Origin of the sequence: Streptomyces sp. NPDC088124, assembly GCF_040685895.1 — a bacterium.
GTDB lineage: Bacteria > Actinomycetota > Actinomycetes > Streptomycetales > Streptomycetaceae > Streptomyces.
Genome location: NZ_JBFBJB010000017.1, coordinates 110,846 through 127,912, shown reverse-complemented (window position 1 = coordinate 127,912; position 17,067 = coordinate 110,846). Strand labels below are relative to the sequence as shown.

At 71.3% G+C, this 17,067-nt stretch carries 13 protein-coding genes; 9 read left to right on the top strand and 4 right to left on the bottom strand.

Features of this window, described 5'->3' with window-relative positions:
- Positions 1 to 99: 99 nt before the first annotated feature.
- The 5 genes from AB0P17_RS16470 to AB0P17_RS16450 all read left to right on the top strand — a co-directional run bounded on the left by AB0P17_RS16470 (position 100) and on the right by AB0P17_RS16450 (position 5,944).
- Entirely contained in the window at positions 100 to 1,773 is a 1,674-nt protein-coding gene (locus AB0P17_RS16470; protein ID WP_365811480.1) for a sensor histidine kinase, read from the top strand.
- 5 nt (positions 1,774 to 1,778) lie between these two features.
- The gene (locus AB0P17_RS16465) at positions 1,779 to 2,480 is read left to right on the top strand and encodes a response regulator (RefSeq protein WP_365811548.1); all 702 of its coding nucleotides are present in this window, start codon (positions 1,779 to 1,781) and stop codon (positions 2,478 to 2,480) included.
- A 253-nt stretch (positions 2,481 to 2,733) separates the two neighbouring features.
- Complete coding sequence (locus AB0P17_RS16460; protein WP_365811478.1) at positions 2,734 to 4,113, top strand: extracellular solute-binding protein; 1,380 nt, start codon at positions 2,734 to 2,736, stop codon at positions 4,111 to 4,113.
- Between the two features lie 113 nt (positions 4,114 to 4,226).
- The gene (locus AB0P17_RS16455) at positions 4,227 to 5,060 is read left to right on the top strand and encodes a sugar ABC transporter permease (protein WP_365811547.1); all 834 of its coding nucleotides are present in this window, start codon (positions 4,227 to 4,229) and stop codon (positions 5,058 to 5,060) included.
- On the top strand, positions 5,060 to 5,944 hold the full coding sequence (locus AB0P17_RS16450; RefSeq protein ID WP_365811476.1) for a carbohydrate ABC transporter permease: 885 nt from the start codon (positions 5,060 to 5,062) through the stop codon (positions 5,942 to 5,944). The genes AB0P17_RS16455 and AB0P17_RS16450 overlap by 1 nt, the downstream gene beginning before the upstream one ends.
- Before the next feature lie 72 nt (positions 5,945 to 6,016).
- Here AB0P17_RS16450 and AB0P17_RS16445 read toward each other — a convergent pair whose 3' ends face one another.
- Complete coding sequence (locus AB0P17_RS16445; protein ID WP_365811475.1) at positions 6,017 to 7,390, bottom strand: aspartate aminotransferase family protein; 1,374 nt, start codon at positions 7,388 to 7,390, stop codon at positions 6,017 to 6,019.
- A gap of 90 nt (positions 7,391 to 7,480) precedes the next feature.
- On the opposite strand from AB0P17_RS16445, the gene AB0P17_RS16440 reads away from it, so the two are divergent.
- A complete protein-coding gene (locus AB0P17_RS16440) occupies positions 7,481 to 8,392 on the top strand; it encodes a LysR substrate-binding domain-containing protein (protein ID WP_365811545.1) in 912 nt (303 codons plus the stop codon).
- A 16-nt stretch (positions 8,393 to 8,408) separates the two neighbouring features.
- On the opposite strand, the gene AB0P17_RS16435 is transcribed toward AB0P17_RS16440, so the two are convergent.
- Positions 8,409 to 9,434: an ATP-dependent 6-phosphofructokinase gene (locus tag AB0P17_RS16435; RefSeq protein ID WP_365811474.1), complete on the bottom strand. Its 1,026-nt coding sequence runs from the start codon at positions 9,432 to 9,434 to the stop codon at positions 8,409 to 8,411.
- 523 nt (positions 9,435 to 9,957) lie between these two features.
- On the opposite strand from AB0P17_RS16435, the gene pta reads away from it, so the two are divergent.
- From pta to pyk, 3 genes are all read left to right on the top strand, one after another.
- The gene (gene pta / locus AB0P17_RS16430; RefSeq protein WP_365811473.1) at positions 9,958 to 12,033 is read left to right on the top strand and encodes a phosphate acetyltransferase; all 2,076 of its coding nucleotides are present in this window, start codon (positions 9,958 to 9,960) and stop codon (positions 12,031 to 12,033) included.
- A gap of 79 nt (positions 12,034 to 12,112) precedes the next feature.
- Positions 12,113 to 13,381, top strand: a complete 1,269-nt coding sequence (locus AB0P17_RS16425; RefSeq protein WP_365811472.1) for an acetate kinase — start codon at positions 12,113 to 12,115, stop codon at positions 13,379 to 13,381.
- 74 nt (positions 13,382 to 13,455) lie between these two features.
- A complete protein-coding gene (gene pyk / locus AB0P17_RS16420) occupies positions 13,456 to 14,883 on the top strand; it encodes a pyruvate kinase (RefSeq protein ID WP_365811471.1) in 1,428 nt (475 codons plus the stop codon).
- Between the two features lie 97 nt (positions 14,884 to 14,980).
- On the opposite strand, the gene AB0P17_RS16415 is transcribed toward pyk, so the two are convergent.
- Positions 14,981 to 16,477: a hypothetical protein gene (locus AB0P17_RS16415; protein ID WP_365811469.1), complete on the bottom strand. Its 1,497-nt coding sequence runs from the start codon at positions 16,475 to 16,477 to the stop codon at positions 14,981 to 14,983.
- Positions 16,467 to 17,045, bottom strand: a complete 579-nt coding sequence (locus AB0P17_RS16410; protein WP_365811468.1) for a DUF6114 domain-containing protein — start codon at positions 17,043 to 17,045, stop codon at positions 16,467 to 16,469. Before AB0P17_RS16410 ends, AB0P17_RS16415 begins: the two co-directional genes overlap by 11 nt.
- Positions 17,046 to 17,067: the final 22 nt, after the last annotated feature.

The following is a 17,067-nucleotide window of genomic DNA, read 5'->3' as shown; positions in this document are numbered from 1 at the left end:
CCCTGTCCCGGGGGTCCCGGTGACTATCCACCACCGTGTGACACCGGTCACCCTTACGTTCATTTCGTTCATATGAATCAGGCCAGGCATTCTTGTTTCATGCATCTGCCCCGCCCCCGCAGTCTCGCCGCGCAGCTCTTCGCGATGCAGGTCGTCCTGGTCGCGGCCGTCGTCGTGGGGTGCTCCTTCTTCGCGTACGTGACCAGCCGTACCCACGCGGACGAGACCGCACGCAAGCAGGTTCTGGCCACCGCGCACGCGCTGGCCGACTCGCCGTCCGTGCGGGAGGCCATCCGTACGCCGGATCCGAGCACCGCGCTCCAGCCGTACGCGGAGCGGGTCCGGCGCGACACCGGCATCGACTTCATCACGATCATGAACCCGCGGGGCATCCGCTGGACGCACCCCGACCCGGGTCAGATCGGTCAGCGCTTCCTGGGCCGTACGGCGCCCGCGCTGCGCGGCCGGGCGTTCACGGAGACCTACACGGGCACGCTGGGCCCCTCCATGCGGGCGGTGGTCCCGGTCCGGGACGGCGGCCGGATCACCGGCCTGGTCAGCGTCGGGATCACCGTGCAGCGGATCTCCAGCGAGGTGACCCAGCAGGTCAGGGTGCTGGCGCTGGCGGCGGGCGCGGCGCTGGCGCTGGGCGGGCTCGGTACGTACGTGATCAACGCGCGGCTGCGGCGGCACACCCATGGCATGAACGCGGCGGAACTGAGCGCGATGCACGACTACCACCAGGCGGCGCTGCACGCGGTGCGCGAGGGGCTGCTGATGCTGGACGGCGCGCGCCGGATCGCATTGGTGAACGACGGCGGGCGGGAGCTGCTGGGGCTCGACGAGTCCGCCGTGGGCCGCCCCGTCGCGGAGCTGGGGCTGCCCGCGCCGCTGACGGGCGCCCTGCTCGCCTCGGAGCCGCGGGTGGACGAGGTGCACATGACCGCCGACCGGATCGTGGTCGTCAACACGCGTCCGGTGGTCGGCGGGGAGCAGCGCGGTACGGTGATCACCTTGCGCGATCACACGGAACTCCAGGCGCTGTCGGGTGAGTTGGACTCGGAGCGCGGGTTCACCCAGGCGCTGCGCTCGCAGGCGCACGAGGCGGCCAACCGGCTGCACACGGTGGTCTCGCTGATCGAGCTGGGACGGGTGGAGCAGGCGGTGGAGTTCGCCACGGCGGAGCTGGAGCTGGCTCAGGAGCTGACGGACAAGGTGGTGGGCGCGGTCGCCGAGCCGGTGCTCGCCGCGCTGCTGCTGGGCAAGGCCGCGCAGGCCAACGAGCGGGGCGTGGAGCTGGTGCTCGCCGAGGACAGCCGGATCGACGACGGGGTGCTGCCGCCGACGCTGCCGGCCCGTGACCTGGTGACCATCCTGGGCAATCTGATCGACAACGCGATGGACGCGGCGCAGGGCGCCGAGGGCGCGCGGGTGACGGTGACGGCACTGGCCGACGCGGCGGCCGGCGAGCTGCTGCTCGGGGTGCGGGACACCGGGGCGGGGGTCGATCCGGGCGACCACGACGAGGTGTTCCTGCGCGGCTGGTCCACGCGCGGCCCCGGGCGCGGGCTGGGGCTCGGCCTCGTACGGCAGGCGGTGCACCGTGCGCGCGGGACGGTGGAGCTGACGCGTGGCGCGGAGGGCGGCGCGGAGTTCACCGTACGGCTGCCCCTGGGGGCACAGCCCCCAGGGGCGCGGCCGGACCGTACGGACGCGTCGAAGGCGGCCCCTTCCGCCGCCGCTCCCGGCGCGCCCACGGAGGTGTCCCGGTGAGTGCGATGAGCCCCCCGGGCGTGGCGGGCCCGCTGATCCGGGTGCTGGTCGTCGAGGACGACCCGGTCGCGGCCGACGCGCACCAGCTCTACGTGGGCCGCGTGCCCGGCTTCTCCGTCGCGGGCGTCGCCCACTCGCGCGCCGAGGCGGGGCGGCTGCTGGACCGTACGGAGATCGATCTGATCCTGCTGGACCTGTACCTCCCCGACGGGCACGGCCTCCAGCTGCTGCGCAGCCTGCGCGCCGCCGGGCACCACGCGGATGTCATCGCGGTCACCTCGGCGCGCGACCTCACGGTGGTGCGGGAGGGCGTCTCCCTCGGTGTCGTCCAGTACGTCCTGAAACCCTTCACGTTCGCGACGCTGCGTGACCGGCTGACCCGGTACGCCGAGTTCCGCGCGGCGGCGGGCGAGGCCAGCGGCCAGGAGGAGGTGGACCGGGCGCTGGGCGCGCTGCGGGCGCCGCAGCCGTCCTCGCTGCCGAAGGGGCTGAGCGCGCCGACGCTGGAGGCGGTGACCCGTACGCTCCGCGCCTCCGCGACCGGGCTGACCGCCAGCGAGATGGGCACCGAGGTGGGCATCTCGCGGATCACCGCGCGCCGCTATCTGGAACACCTGGTGACCAACGGGCGGGCGGTGCGCAGCCCGCAGTACGGACAGGTCGGGCGGCCCGAACTCCAGTACCGCTGGCTGCCCGCGGCCCACTGAACGGGAGGTCACACCAAGCGTCACACCGGGGGCCGCGCGGGAGGTCACACCGGGGGCCGCGCCGGGTGTCACACCGGGTGTCACACCGGGTGTCACACCGGGTGTCACGCCGGGTGTCACGCCGGGGGGAGCCAACTAATGGCCCCTGCACGGGGATTGACCTTGCGATTGGGCCGGTCCTACGGTCGCCGGGCAGCCCCCCGTGGCGTGGACCGACCGGCAGACGGGGGGCGGTCCTGAGGAGGTCGTGCCCGTGCGCCCCACCGCCCCGCTCATCCTCGCCTCTGTCCTCGCCACCGTCGTCGCGGCCGGATCGCTCACCGCGTGCGGCGGCGGTTCCGGCAGTGATCCGGACACCGTGAAGGTGGCGTACAACCGCTCCACCGACAACAAGATCCGCTTCAAGGACCAGCATCTGGAGGCCGTGAAGCGGCAGTTCGAGAAGGCCCACCCGGGCAAGAAGGTCAAGCTGATCCCGATCCAGGCGCCGGACAACGACTACGCGACCAAGGCGCAGCAGATGATGCGCTCCGCGAAGACCGCCCCGGACCTGGTCTACGAGGACACCTTCCTGATCAACGCCGACATCAAGGCGGGGTATCTGCGTCCGCTGGACAGTTACGTGGCGGAGTGGGACGCCTGGGACCAGTTCGTCGACACGGCGAAGGCGGCGGCCAAGGCCGAGGACGGCAAGACCTACGGCATCCCGGACGGCACCGACACCCGGGGCCTCTGGTTCAACAAGAAGATCTTCGCGCGGGCCGGGCTGCCCGCCGACTGGGCGCCGAAGAACTGGGCGGAGGTCCTGGACGCGGCCCGCACGGTCAAGGAGAAGGTCCCCGGGGTCGTCCCGCTCAACGTCTACACGGGCAAGGGCCCCGGCGAGGCGGCGGTGATGCAGGGCTTCGAGATGCTGCTGTACGGGACGGGCGCCGACCCGCTCTACGATCCGGCCGCGAAGAAGTGGGTGACGGGCGGCCAGGGGTTCCGGGACGCGCTGGGCTTCGTCCGCACGGTGTACGCGGAGAAGCTGGGCCCGGACGTCTCGGACGCGCTGGACCCGAACATCACGACGCGGGTCGCCACGGAACTCCTCCCGGAGGGGAAGCTGGCGATCTCCCTGGACGGCTCCTGGATGGGCCAGAACTGGATCAACAAGGGGCCCAAGGAGTGGCCCGAGTGGTCGCGGGAGCTGGCGCAGACGCCGATGCCCACGCAGCGCGGGCAGGCGCCGGGCGCGGTGTCGATGTCCGGCGGATGGACGTGGGCGATCCCCCAGAAGTCCAACAACCCCGATCTGGCCTGGGAGTTCATCAAGACCCTGCAGACCGCGGAGAACGCGGTCACCTGGGATGTCGCCGCCGCGCAGATCGCCGTACGGAAGGATGTGGCGGCCGATCCGCGCTATCTGCGGTCCATGCCGGGCATCCGGTTCTTCACCGGGCTGGTGGAGTTCACCCACTACCGGCCCGCGCTGCCCGTCTATCCGCAGGTGTCGACCGCGATCGGCGAGGCGATGGAGACGGTGACGACGGGCGGCACCCCCGACGCGGCGGCGAAGGCGTACGACGAGCAGGTGCGGACCATCGTCGACGGCGCGGTCACCGGCGGCGGCGCGGTGACCGGCGAGTGAGTACGGCGGAGCTGCGGGCCGGCGCGCCGGAGGGTCCCGGCGCCCCGGCCGGAGCGGCCGGCCGGCCGCCCGGCCGCCGTGCGGAGCGGCCGCGGGGCAGGGGGTGGCGGTGGCTGCCGCTCGCCCCGGCCACCGTCCTGCTGCTGCTCTTCCTGGCCGGGCCGATCGGCTACTGCGTGTGGATCGCCTTCACCGACACGCAGTTGACCGGCTCGTCCTCCTCGGAGTTCGTCGGTCTCGCGAACTTCCGCCGGGCCTTCGCCGACGACGCGTTCCGCAACGCGGTGTGGCTCACGCTCGTCTTCACCGTCGTCTCGGCCGTCCTCGGCCAGAACACCCTGGGGCTGGCGCTCGCGGGACTGATGCGCGCCGCCTCGCGCCCGGTCCGTACTCTCACCGGAGCGCTGGTGATCGCGGCGTGGGTGCTGCCCGAGATCGTGGCCGCGTTCCTGCTCTACGCCTTCTTCCGCCGCGAGGGCACCCTGAACGCGATCCTGGACACCCTCCATCTGCCGTCCCAGAACTGGCTGTTCACCCTGCCGATCCTGGCGGTGTCGTTCGCCAACGTCTGGCGCGGCACGGCGTTCTCGATGCTGATCTACTCGGCTGCGCTCGCCGAGATCCCGCAGGACGTGACGGAGGCGGCGCAGGTCGACGGCGCGAGCGGGGTGCGACGGCTGTGGCACATCACGCTGCCGATGATCCGCCGCTCCATCGGCACGAACCTGATGCTCAACACCCTCTCCACGCTCTCCGTCTTCGGGCTGATCTGGGCGATGACCCGCGGCGGCCCGGGCAACCGCAGCCAGACCCTGCCGGTGTTCATGTACGACCAGGCGTTCCTGAAGAGCCTGATCGGCTACGGCACGGCGGTCGCGCTGCTCCTGCTGCTGGTCGGGGCGGTCTTCTCGGTGGTCTATCTGAAGCTGCTGAAGGTGGAGGTCTGATGCGCCCACGGTCCCGCGGCCCGGGGCGTACGGAGCGTCCTGGACCGGTGCGGCTCGCGCTCCCGCGCCGTACCCGGGGCCGGCTGGCCGCCGACGCGGCGCTGCTGCTGACGGCGGCGGCCTTCGCGCTCCCCCTCGCCTGGCTGCTCCTGGCCTCCGTCGACGCGGAGGCCGACCTGCGGGTACGGGTCCCCGCCGCGCCGACGGCGGAGAACTTCGGCGCGGTCCTCACCGACGAGATCACCTTCACGCCGATGATCAACAGTGTGCTGCTCTGCGGGAGCGCGACGCTGCTGACGGTGGTCTGCGCGGCGCTCGCCGCGTATCCGCTCTCCCGCTACCGCTCCCGCCTCAACCGCCCGTACCTGCTGACGATCCTCTTCACGACGTGCCTGCCGATCACCGCGATCATGGTGCCGGTCTACGGGCTCTTCGTGCAGGTCGACCTGATCGACACCATGCAGGGCACCTCGCTCTTCCTCGCCACCTCGCAACTTCCCTTCTCCATCTGGCTGATGAAGAACTTCATGGACGGTGTCCCGGTCGTCCTGGAGGAGGCCGCGTGGACGGACGGGGCGTCGAGCCTCCAGACGCTGACCCGGGTGGTGCTGCCGCTGATGGGCCCGGGGCTGGCCGTGGTGACGGTCTACACGTTCATCCAGCTCTGGGGGAACTTCTTCGTCCCGTTCATGCTGCTGCTCACTCCGGAGCAACTGCCCGCCTCCGTCTCCGTCTTCACCTTCTTCGGCAACTACGGCTCGGTGATCTACGGGCAGCTCGCGGCCTTCTCGATCCTCTACTCGCTGCCGGTGCTCGCCCTGTACGTCCTGATCTCGCGCAAGCTGGGCGCCGGGTTCACGCTCGGCGGCGCGGTGAAGGGATGAGCGCCCCGTACGGTGGCGCCCGGCGCCACCCGGCACCGCCCCGCCCGGCAGCGCCCGGCAGCGCCCGGCCGCTCAGGGAGCGCCGCTGACGTCGGCGATCGCCTGGTCCAGCATCGCCAGGCCGAGCGACAGCTCGTCCTCGGTGGAGGTCAGCGGCGGCGCGATCCGCAGGACTCCGCCCATGCCGGGGAGCTGGACGATGTTCATGTGCAGGCCGAGTTCGAGGCAGCGCCCGGTCACCCGCGCGCCCAGCTCGTCCGAGCCCTGCCCGGTCCCCCGGTCCACGACGAATTCGAGCCCGGCCAGCAGTCCCCGGCCGCGGATGTCGCCGACGACCGCGTGGCGCGCGGCGATGTCCTCCAGTCCCCGGCGGAGGAACACGCCGAGCGACGCCGCCCGTTCGTCGAGCTTGTCCGCGGTCAGGACGTCGAGGACGGTGTTGCCGACCGCGGCCACCAGCGGGTCGGACACATGCGTGGTGAAGAAGAGGAACCCGCGCTCGTGCGCCTCCTGCTCGATCTCCGCGGTGGTCACCACGGCCGCGAGGGGAAGCCCGGCGCCGAGCGTCTTGGACAGCGTGAGGATGTCGGGTACGACACCGTCGCGCTCGAAGGCGTACCAGGTCCCGGTGCGGCACAGCCCGGTCTGGGCCTCGTCGAGGATCAGCAGCATCCCGCGTTCCCGGCACTTCTGCCGGAGCGCCGCGAAATACCCCTCCGGCGGCTCGATGACGCCGCCCGAACTGAGGATCGGCTCGACCAGGCACGCGGCGAGGCTGCCGGTGGACTGGGCGTCGATCAGGTCGAAGGCGAGGTCCAGCTGGCGGCGCCAGTCCAGGGAGCCGTCCGCCGCGGTGACATCGGGACGGTACGGATTCGGCACCGGGATGGCGAAGTTGCCGGGCGCGGACGGACCGTACCCCTTGCGCCCCGCGCTGTAGGTGGCGGACGCCGCGGCCTGCGTCATCCCGTGCCAGGAGCGCGCGAACGAGACGACCTCGTGCCCGCCGGTGACGAGCTTGGCCATCCGGAGGGCGGCCTCGTTCGACTCGGCACCGGTCGTCAGCAGCAGCACCTTCTCCAGCGGCGCGGGCAGCGAGTCGGCGAGCCGCCTGGCGAGGTCGACGACGGGCCGGCTGAGCATGCCGCTGTAGAGGTGGTCGAGTGTGCCGACCTGACGCCGGACGGTGGCGACGATCTCCGGGTGCGAGTGGCCGAGGATGGCGCTCATCTGGCCGGAGGTGAAATCGAGGATCTTCCGGCCGTCCGCGGTGAAGAGGAAACTCCCGGCGGCCCGGTCGATGATCTCGCGGGTGAAGGCGGGCCCGTAGCGCGTCAGATGACGCTCGGCGTCGGCCCAGAAGGAGGCAGTGGACGGCGGGGAGGACGGCGCGGTGGAGGGCGGAGTGGACGGCGCGGTGGACGGCGGGGTGGTCGCATCAGCCATGCGGCCGACGGTAGGCCGCGGCCGAGGGGCGCGTCCATCTCACTCTTCCGGACGTGCTGTTCGGCGATTCCGCACAACAATGGCGGCGTGATGAATCCGTGGAGGCTGCGACTGCTCAGCCAGCTGGACACCCTGGGCACCGTCAGAGCCGTGGCGCGGGCCGCCAACCTGAGCCCGTCGAGCGTGTCCCAGCAGCTCGCCGTGTTGGAGGCCGAGACGCGGACGCAGCTGCTGGAGCGGTCCGGGCGGCGGGTGCGGCTGACCTCGGCCGGGCTGATCCTCGCGCGCCGGGCACGGGCCATCCTCGACCACATGAGCAGCGTCGAGGCGGAGCTGCGCGGGTTCGGCGAGGAACCGGCGGGGCTGGTGCGGCTGGGCGCGTTCCAGAGCGCGATCCACACCCTGGCCGTACCGGCGGTGCGCGGGCTGGCGCGCGACCATCCACATCTCGACGTCGAGCTGGTCCAGTTGGAACCGCACGAGAGCATGCCCGCGCTGCGGGTGGGCGACGTGGACGTCATCATCACCACGACGGACTTCGGCGAACTGCCGCTCGGCCCCGACCTCGACCTCGTCCCGCTGGCCACGGACCCGATCGTGCTGGTGGTCCCGCCGGGACATCCGGCGTCCGGCCGCGGGGCCGTGGATCTCGCGGCCCTGGCGGACGAGGCCTGGGCGTTCGACATGCCCCAGTCGTACATGGCCGATCTCGCGCTGCGGCTGTGCCGCCGGTCGGGGTTCGAACCGCGGGTGGTCTGCCGGTTCAGCAACTACATGATGACGCTGGAGCATGTCGAGGCCGGGCTGTCGATCGCCCTCCTGCCCGGACTCGCGGTCGGCCGCACCCGCTACGACATCGCCATCGGGGAACTGGCGGCCCCGGTGACCCGGAACATCACGGCGGCGATCCGCCGCGGCACACCGCCCCACGCGGCGCTGCGCACGGTGCTGGACGCCCTGCGCGACCGTCCGGACCTGCCACGGCCCGGGGCCCGCGAGTGAGCGACCGAATCCGCTTCTAGAAGACCGACTCCGCCTCGAACATCCGGTCCTCCGGCACGGTCTTCAGCCGCGTGACCGCCTCCGCCAGCGGCACCATCTCGATCGCCGTGCCGCGCAGCGCCGTCATCCGGCCGAACTCGCCCCGGTGCGCCGCCTCCACCGCGTGCCAGCCGAACCGTGTCGCCAGGACCCGGTCGTACGCCGTCGGGGTGCCGCCGCGCTGAACATGGCCGAGAATGACCGGCCGGGCCTCCTTGCCGAGCCGGCGCTCCAGCTCCGAGGCGAGGACGTTGCCGATGCCGCGGAACCGCTCGTGCCCGAACTGGTCGATCTCGCCCTTGCCGTACTCCATCGAGCCCTCGGCCGGGTGCGCGCCCTCGGCGACACAGATCACCGCGAACTTCTTGCCCCGCGAGAAACGCTCCTCGACCATCTTCACCAGGCTGTCGACCTCGAAGGGGCGCTCCGGCAGACAGATCCCGTGCGCGCCGCCCGCCATCCCGGACTCCAGCGCGATCCAGCCCGCGTGCCGGCCCATGACCTCGACGACCATCACCCGCTGGTGGGACTCGGCGGTGGTCTTGAGACGGTCGATGGCCTCGGTGGCGACCGTGACGGCGGTGTCGAAGCCGAAGGTGCGGTCGGTGGAGTGGATGTCGTTGTCGATGGTCTTCGGTACGCCGACGACCGGCATGCCCGCGTCGGAGAGCAGCCGGGCCGCGGTCAGCGTGCCCTCGCCGCCGATCGGGATGAGGGTGTCTATGCCGTACTGACGGGCCAGCTCCGCACAGTTCTCGGCGGCCTCGCGCAGCCGGCCGCGCTCCAGCCGGGCCGAGCCGAGGATCGTGCCGCCGCGCGCCAGGATGCCGCTGACCGCGTTGAGGTCGAGGGGGCGGTAGTGGCCGTCGAGCAGCCCCTTGAAGCCGTCCTCGAAGCCGATGACCTCGTCGCCGTGGCCGGTCATGGCGCGGTGCACGACCGAACGGATCACCGCGTTCAGGCCGGGGCAGTCGCCGCCTGCCGTGAGAACTCCGATACGCATCGTGCTGTGTCTCCCGCTCGCTCGTGTCGCCGTGTGCCGCGCCCTCGCTCCGTACCGCTCGTGGCGCCGCGTACCGCGTCGTGTCCGTCACGTCGCGCGCACTCCTTCGTGCGCGCCCCCGGACGCGTCCTCCTGCGCCTCCGATCCTCCCACGGGTGATCGGGGCCACGTACCGGCCATCCGTCTTGTTGACCGCGTCACTGTTCGTTTCGCCCCGGGGCTCCGGGGTAGCCGTCCCAGGCACCTCAAGCAGTCGGCAGAAACGCTCCGACCTGGGCTTTCTTCCGCCCCGTGGCCCACCGTACGCCTCGGGGATCCCTGGGCGCACTATCCATCGCCGCGGGTATTGTCAAGAGGGAATGGCCACCCCAACGGGATCGCGCCATCCACGCGCCATTCACCGGGGGGCGTGAACTCCCCCGGTGCTTCACACGAACCGGGACCCGTCACCCGCGGGCCCACGGGGAGGATCCCCTCACCACGCGCCGCGGGGCGGACCACGAACAGGAACGGGAGAGCACGCGTGACGCGCAGCGTGTACGTGACCGGGACCGACCGGGGCGACGGCCGCCAGGTCGTCGAGCTGGGAGTGATGGAGCTCCTGACCCGCCAGGTGGACCGGGTGGGGGTCTTCCGGCCCCTGGTCCACGACGGCCCCGACCGCCTCTTCGACCTGCTGCGCGCCCGCTACCGGCTGTCGCAGGACCCGTCCTCCGTCTACGGGCTCGACTACCACGAGGCCGCCGCGCTCCAGGCCGAGCGGGGCACCGACGAGCTGGTGTCGCGGCTGGTCGAGCGCTTCCACGCGGTGGCGCGGGGGTACGAGGTCGTCCTCGTCCTGGGCACGGACTTCGCGGCGACCCAGCTCCCCGACGAGCTGTCGCTCAACGCCCGGCTGGCCAACGAGTTCGGCGCCTCCGTGATCACCGTCGTCGGCGGCAAGGGCCAGAGCGCCGGATCCGTACGCGCCGAGGCGCGCAACGCGTACCGCGCGTACGAGGTGCTCGGCTGCGACGTGCTGACCATGGTCGTCAACCGGGTCGCCGCCGAGGACCGGGCGCCCCTCGCCGAGGCCCTGTCCGCGCAGCTCCCGGTCCCCTGCCACGTCCTCCCGGACGAGCCGGCGCTCGCCGCCCCGACCGTCGCGCAGATCACCCAGGCGCTCGGCGGCACGGTGCTGCTCGGCGACGACTCCGGGCTGGCCAGGGACGCGCTGGACTTCGTCTTCGGCGGTGCGATGCTGCCGAACTTCCTGGGCGCGCTCACCCCCGGCTGCATGGTGGTCACCCCCGGCGACCGGGCCGATCTGGTGGTCGGCGCGCTGGCCGCGCACTCGGCCGGCACCCCGCCCATCGCGGGCGTCCTGCTCACCCTCGACGAGCGGCCCGACGACACGGTCCTCACCCTGGCCGCCCGGCTCGCGCCCGGCACACCGGTGATCTCCGTCCCCGGCCGCTCCTTCCCCACCGCCGCCGAACTCTTCGGCCTGGAGGGAAAGCTGAACGCGGCGACGCCCCGCAAGGCGGAGACCGCGCTCGGCCTCTTCGAGCGCCATGTGGACACCGCCGATCTGCTGGCGCGGATGTCGGTGGCGCGCAGCGGGCACGTGACGCCGATGATGTTCGAACACGATCTGCTGGAGCAGGCGCGCGCCCACCGCCGCCGCGTCGTCCTGCCCGAGGGCGCCGAGGAGCGCGTGCTGCGCGCCGCCGATGTGCTGCTGCGCCGCGACGTGTGCGATCTGACGCTGCTCGGCGATGTCGACGTCATCCGCAAGAAGGCTGCCGACCTGGGCATCGACCTGTCCCCGACCCAGCTCGTCGACCCGGCCACCTCCGATCTGCGCCGGGACTTCGCGGAGCGGTACGCACAGCTGCGCGCGCACAAGGGTGTCACGGTGGAGCTGGCGTACGACGTGGTCTCCGACCCGAACTACTTCGGCACGCTCATGGTCCAGCAGGGCCTCGCGGACGGCATGGTCTCGGGCTCGGTCCACTCGACGGCGGCGACGATCCGCCCGGCCTTCGAGATCATCAAGACGAAGCCGGAGGCGTCGATCGTCTCGTCCGTCTTCTTCATGTGCCTCGCCGACAAGGTGCTGGTGTACGGCGACTGCGCGGTCAACCCGGACCCGAACGCGGAGCAGCTCGCGGACATCGCCGTCCAGTCGGCCGTCACGGCCGCCCGGTTCGGGGTCGAGCCGCGGATCGCGATGCTCTCGTACTCGACGGGCACCTCGGGCTCCGGCGCGGACGTCGACAAGGTGCGCGAGGCGACGAAGCTGGTCCGCGAGGCCCGGCCGGAGCTGCGGATCGAGGGCCCGATCCAGTACGACGCGGCGGTCGAGCCCTCCGTCGCCGCGACGAAGCTGCCGGACTCGGAGGTGGCCGGGCAGGCGACGGTGCTGATCTTCCCGGACCTGAACACCGGCAACAACACCTACAAGGCCGTGCAGCGCTCGGCGGGCGCCGTGGCCGTCGGGCCGGTGCTCCAGGGGCTGCGCAAGCCGGTCAACGACCTGTCGCGCGGCGCCCTGGTCCAGGACATCGTGAACACCGTCGCGATCACGGCGATACAGGCGCAGGACGCCCCGGCATGACCACGCCTCCCCGCACTCCCCGTACCACCCCCATCCGTGTCCCCATCCGCGTAACCATCCAGCAGAAGGCCGGCAGCCAGTGACTCCCCGCCCCACCCGTGTCCTCGTCCTCAACTCCGGTTCCTCGTCCGTGAAGTACCAGCTCCTGGACATGGCCGACGGCTCCCGGCTCGCCGTGGGACTGGTCGAGCGCATCGGCGAGGAGAGCTCCCGCCTGGTGCACACCCCGCCGGCCGCCGCCCTCGGCGGGAAGCGCGAGCGTACGGGCAGGATCGCGGACCACGCGGCGGCGCTGGAGGCCGTCTCGGCGGAGCTGGCGCGCGACGGGCTCGGTCTCGACTCCCCCGAACTGGCGGCGATCGGCCACCGGGTGGTGCACGGCGGGCTGAAGTTCAGCGCGCCGACCATCGTGGACGACGCCGTACTGGCGGAGATCGAGCGGCTGGTGCCGGTCGCCCCGCTGCACAACCCGGCCAATCTCACCGGCATCCGGACCGCCCAGCGGCTCCGCCCGGACCTGCCGCAGGTCGCCGTCTTCGACACCGCGTTCCACACGACGATGCCGGAGCACGCGGCGCGGTACGCGATCGACACGGCGACGGCCGACGCGCACCGGATCCGCCGCTACGGCTTCCACGGCACGTCGCACGCGTACGTCTCGCGCCGGACGGCCGAGCTGCTGGGCAAGGACCCGTCCGAGGTCAACGTCATCGTGCTGCACCTCGGCAACGGCGCCTCCGCGTCGGCGGTCGAGGGCGGCCGGTGCGTGGACACGTCGATGGGGCTGACGCCGCTGGAGGGGCTGGTGATGGGGACGCGCTCCGGGGACATCGACCCGGCGGTCACGTTCCATCTCAAGCGGGTGGCGGGCATGTCCGTGGACGAGATCGATGAACTTCTGAACAAGAAAAGCGGTCTGGTCGGCCTCTGCGGGGACAACGACATGCGCGAGATCCGGCGGCGGGTGGACGAGGGCGACGAGCGGGCGCGGCTCGCCTTCGACGTCTACATCCACCGGTTGAAGAAGTACATCGGCGCTTATACGGCGGTACTCGGCCGGGTGGACGCGGTGGCGTTCACAGCGGGTGTGGGGGAAAACGCGGCGGCGGTACGGGAAGCTGCGGTGGCGGGCCTGGAGAACCTGGGTCTGGCGGTGGACGCCGGGCGCAATACCGTACGTTCCGACGAGCCGCGGGTCATCTCACCGGACTCCGCCCGGGTGGCGGTGGCCGTGGTGCCGACCGACGAGGAACTGGAGATCGCGCGGGGGACCTTCGCGCTGGTGGAACGGCCGGTGGAACAGGCGGGCGACGACCGGAAGTCCACCATTCGAACCCCTATCGCCTGAGCGCACACCCGCCCATTTGTACTTTCCACCAGACGGAATATTCCGCATCGAAACAAACCGATAGGATCCGCCTCATGCGCCGTTCCAAAATCGTCTGCACCCTGGGCCCAGCCGTCGACTCGTACGAGCAGTTGAAGTCGCTCATCGAGGCCGGCATGAATGTGGCCCGTCTGAACATGAGCCACGGGAGCCACCCGGAGCACGAGGAGCGGTACCACCGCGTCCGCAAGGCCGCGGAGGACACCGGTCGCGCGGTCGGCGTGCTCGTCGACCTCCAGGGCCCCAAGATCCGCCTGGAGACCTTCGCCGAGGGTCCGGTCGAGCTGGTGCGCGGTGACGAGTTCACCATCACCACCGAGGACGTCCCCGGCGACAAGTCGATCTGCGGCACCACCTACAAGGGCCTGCCGGGCGACGTGTCCAAGGGCGACCAGATCCTCATCAACGACGGCAATGTCGAGCTGCGGGTCGTCGAGGTCGAAGGGCCCGAGGTCAAGTCCATCGTCATCGAGGGCGGGGTGATCTCCGACCACAAGGGCATCAACCTGCCCGGCGCGGCGGTGAACGTCCCGGCGCTCTCCGAGAAGGACATCGACGACCTGCGCTTCGGGCTGCGGATGGGGTGCGACATGGTCGCGCTGTCGTTCGTCCGCGACGCGCACGACGTGCTGGACGTCCACAAGATCATGGACGAGGAGGGCCGCCGGGTCCCCGTCATCGCCAAGGTCGAGAAGCCGCAGGCGGTCGCCAACATGGAGGCCGTCGTCGCGGCCTTCGACGGCGTCATGGTGGCCCGCGGTGACCTGGCCGTCGAGTACCCGCTCGAAAAGGTCCCGATGGTGCAGAAGCGCCTCATCGAGCTGTGCCGCCGCAACGCCAAGCCGGTGATCGTGGCGACCCAGATGATGGAGTCGATGATCACCAACTCCCGCCCGACCCGCGCCGAGGCCTCCGACGTGGCGAACGCGATCCTGGACGGCGCGGACGCGGTCATGCTCTCCGCGGAGTCGTCGGTGGGCGCGTACCCGATCGAGACGGTCAAGACGATGTCGAAGATCGTCGTGGCGGCCGAGGAGGAGCTGCTCTCCAAGGGCCTCCAGCCGCTCGTCCCCGGCAAGAAGCCCCGTACGCAGGGCGGTTCCGTGGCCCGCGCGGCGTGTGAGATCGCGGACTTCCTGGGCGGCAAGGCGCTGGTCGCCTTCACGCAGTCCGGCGACACCGCCCGCCGGCTCTCCCGCTACCGCGCGGAGCAGCCGATCCTGGCGTTCACGACGGACGAGTCGACCCGTAACCAGCTCGCGCTGAGCTGGGGCGTGGAGTCCTTCATCGTCCGCTGGGTGCACAGCACCGACGAGATGGTCGACCTGGTGGACGAGGAGCTGCTGAAGCTCCAGCGCTACAGCGAGGGCGACTCCATGATCATCACCGCGGGCTCGCCCCCCGGTGTCCCCGGCACCACCAACATGGTCCGCGTCCACCACCTGGGCGGCGCCTCCGCCTGACCCGCCCGCACGTCCCGTGGCCCCGTCGGCGCTCCGCCGGCGGGGCCACGGCGCGAGCGCCGGGCGGGAGGGCGGGATCCGGACGGAAGGCCCGGGGTCAGCCCGTGATGTAGTTGTGCAGGCCCTGGAGGGTCAGGGTGCCGCCGAACTGGCCTGCCTGAGTGACCTTGACGTCCGTGAAGAAGGCGAACGGGACGTTCAGCGGGGGCGGGGTCTGCGGGCTGAAGGTGATCGGGATCAGGCCGAAGAGGTTGCCCTTCAGCTCCTCCGTGTACATCGTCACCTCGCCGTCGCGGATCGTCGACGTGGAGCCCGGTGTCGTCTCCACATGGGCGGTACGGCCCTGGGGGTAGACGACGGTCTGGTTCAGATCCTTGATGTCCAGGGACGAGGCCGTGAACTTCAGGACCTTCTTGACCTTGCCGCTGTAGGTCCGTACCTCGACGATGCCCTTGTAGTCGAGACCGTTCAGCGTCAGCAGCGAACTGTGCAGCGTCCAGGGGTCGTCGGGGAGCAGCGGGAGACCCGGCTCCTCCGTGGCCGCGGCGAGGGCGTCGGGGTCGGGCGTCGGGCAGGGGTAGGGTTCCTTGCCGTTCGCGCCCGCCGGGATGTCGTCGTCCTCGCGGGCCGTGAGCCCTTTGGCGTCGTCGTCGAGCTCCTCGACCTCGGCGCCGGCCTTCCGGGCCGCTTCCTTGATCGCGTCCTTCGTGGCCTTCGCGTCCTCGTCGTCGCCCGAGGCGGAGTCGGCGGACCCGGAGTCGTCGTCCTTCGCCGAGCCGTCCTTCTCGTCCTTGTCCTTCTCGCCCTTCTCGCTCTTGTCCTTCTCTTCTTCGGCTTTCCCCTTCGCGGAGGAGTCGGCGTCCGGCGAGGGGCTGCCCGTAGCGGCCTCGTCCGCGTCCTTCTCCTTGTCCTTGTCCTTGTCCTTCTCCTTGTCCTTCTCCTTGTCCTTGTCCTTCTCCTCGTCGCTCTCCTTGTCCTTGTCCTTGTCCTTCTCCTTGTCCTTGTCCTTGTCCTTCTCCTTGCCGGACACCCCGAGGAGATCGCCCAGCGCGTCACCCAGCCCCAGCGGGTCCAGCGGGTTGGTGGACTCCGACGGGGCGGGCGTGGCGGTGGAGTCGGCGCCGTCCGTCGGCTCCGGGTCGACGGGCCGCTGGGCGTCGTTCTCGCCGCCTCCGCCGCCGGAGCCGGACTCCGACGCCGACGGCCCCGGCTCGGCCTCCGCGGTGTCCGAGGCCGAGGGCGAAGGGGACGTGCCGGGCTTCTCCGCGTCGTCGTCCGCGTCCTCGCCCGGCTTCGTCGCGGACGACGACGGCGAGGGCGTCTCCGACGCCGAGGCGGACGGTTCGTCCGAGCGGGTCACGCACGGGCCCGGCGCGAAGGGGATGTCGTCGCTGCCCTCGGCCATCGCGAGCCGCGGGGTCAGCCCCATCCCCACGAAGACCGCCGTCGGCATCGCCGCCAGGGCCATCGCCTTGCCGGCGGGTATCTGGAACTTCGTCAGAAGGGACTTCTTGGGAGCCGCGTGCCGCGGCCCCTTTCTCACCCTGGGGCCATCGCCACCGACCGCGTTGCGCTGAGCGTCGTCACCCCGCACTGTTCCTCCCGCCGTTGGCGTGGGCAGTCGTTTCCGTCACGTTCGGGTCCTCCCCGCCCCGCGAACCGGGGAAGGGGGAGCGGTCGGCGGCGCCGTCCGGCCCCGGCTCCCCCTGGGGAGTGCGCTGCTCGGCGTCAGGAGCGGCCGGTACGCCGGGCATCCAGGAGATCGAGAGCGCGCCGCCGAGCAGGGCGAGCAGGAAACCGATGAGAAAGCCACCGAGGTTGGAGACCGGGAGCGACACCAGGGCCAGCAGGATCGTGGCGACGCCCGCGAACACCCTGACGATCGCGTGGAACCACATCGTCAGACCGAGTGTCACCAGCAGTACGCCGATGATCAGCGACCCGGCGCCGGCCGTCGTCGCCATCGCCAGGGTGAGAGCCCCGATCTTCACTTCCGCGTAAGGGAAGTACGCGATCGGCAGCCCGCTGAGCAACGTGAACAGCCCCGCCCAGAAGGGCCGGGTACCGCGCCAGGCCCGGAAGCGCAGGCGCCAGTACGTGAATGGGCCGGGAGAACCGGGGGAATCCGAGGAGCCTCGGGGATCTGAAGACTCGGCGCTCATGGAAAACAGCTCCCTGGTACCG

Coding starts and splice junctions, on each gene's coding strand:
- AB0P17_RS16470 (WP_365811480.1), top strand. CDS start 100: ATGCATCTGCCCCGCCCCCGCAGTCTCGCCGCGCAGCTCTTCGCGATG.
- AB0P17_RS16440 (WP_365811545.1), top strand. CDS start 7,481: ATGAATCCGTGGAGGCTGCGACTGCTCAGCCAGCTGGACACCCTGGGC.
- AB0P17_RS16465 (WP_365811548.1), top strand. CDS start 1,779: ATGAGCCCCCCGGGCGTGGCGGGCCCGCTGATCCGGGTGCTGGTCGTC.
- AB0P17_RS16445 (WP_365811475.1), bottom strand. CDS start 7,390: ATGGCTGATGCGACCACCCCGCCGTCCACCGCGCCGTCCACTCCGCCC.
- AB0P17_RS16450 (WP_365811476.1), top strand. CDS start 5,060: ATGCGCCCACGGTCCCGCGGCCCGGGGCGTACGGAGCGTCCTGGACCG.
- pyk (WP_365811471.1), top strand. CDS start 13,456: ATGCGCCGTTCCAAAATCGTCTGCACCCTGGGCCCAGCCGTCGACTCG.
- AB0P17_RS16410 (WP_365811468.1), bottom strand. CDS start 17,045: ATGAGCGCCGAGTCTTCAGATCCCCGAGGCTCCTCGGATTCCCCCGGT.
- AB0P17_RS16435 (WP_365811474.1), bottom strand. CDS start 9,434: ATGCGTATCGGAGTTCTCACGGCAGGCGGCGACTGCCCCGGCCTGAAC.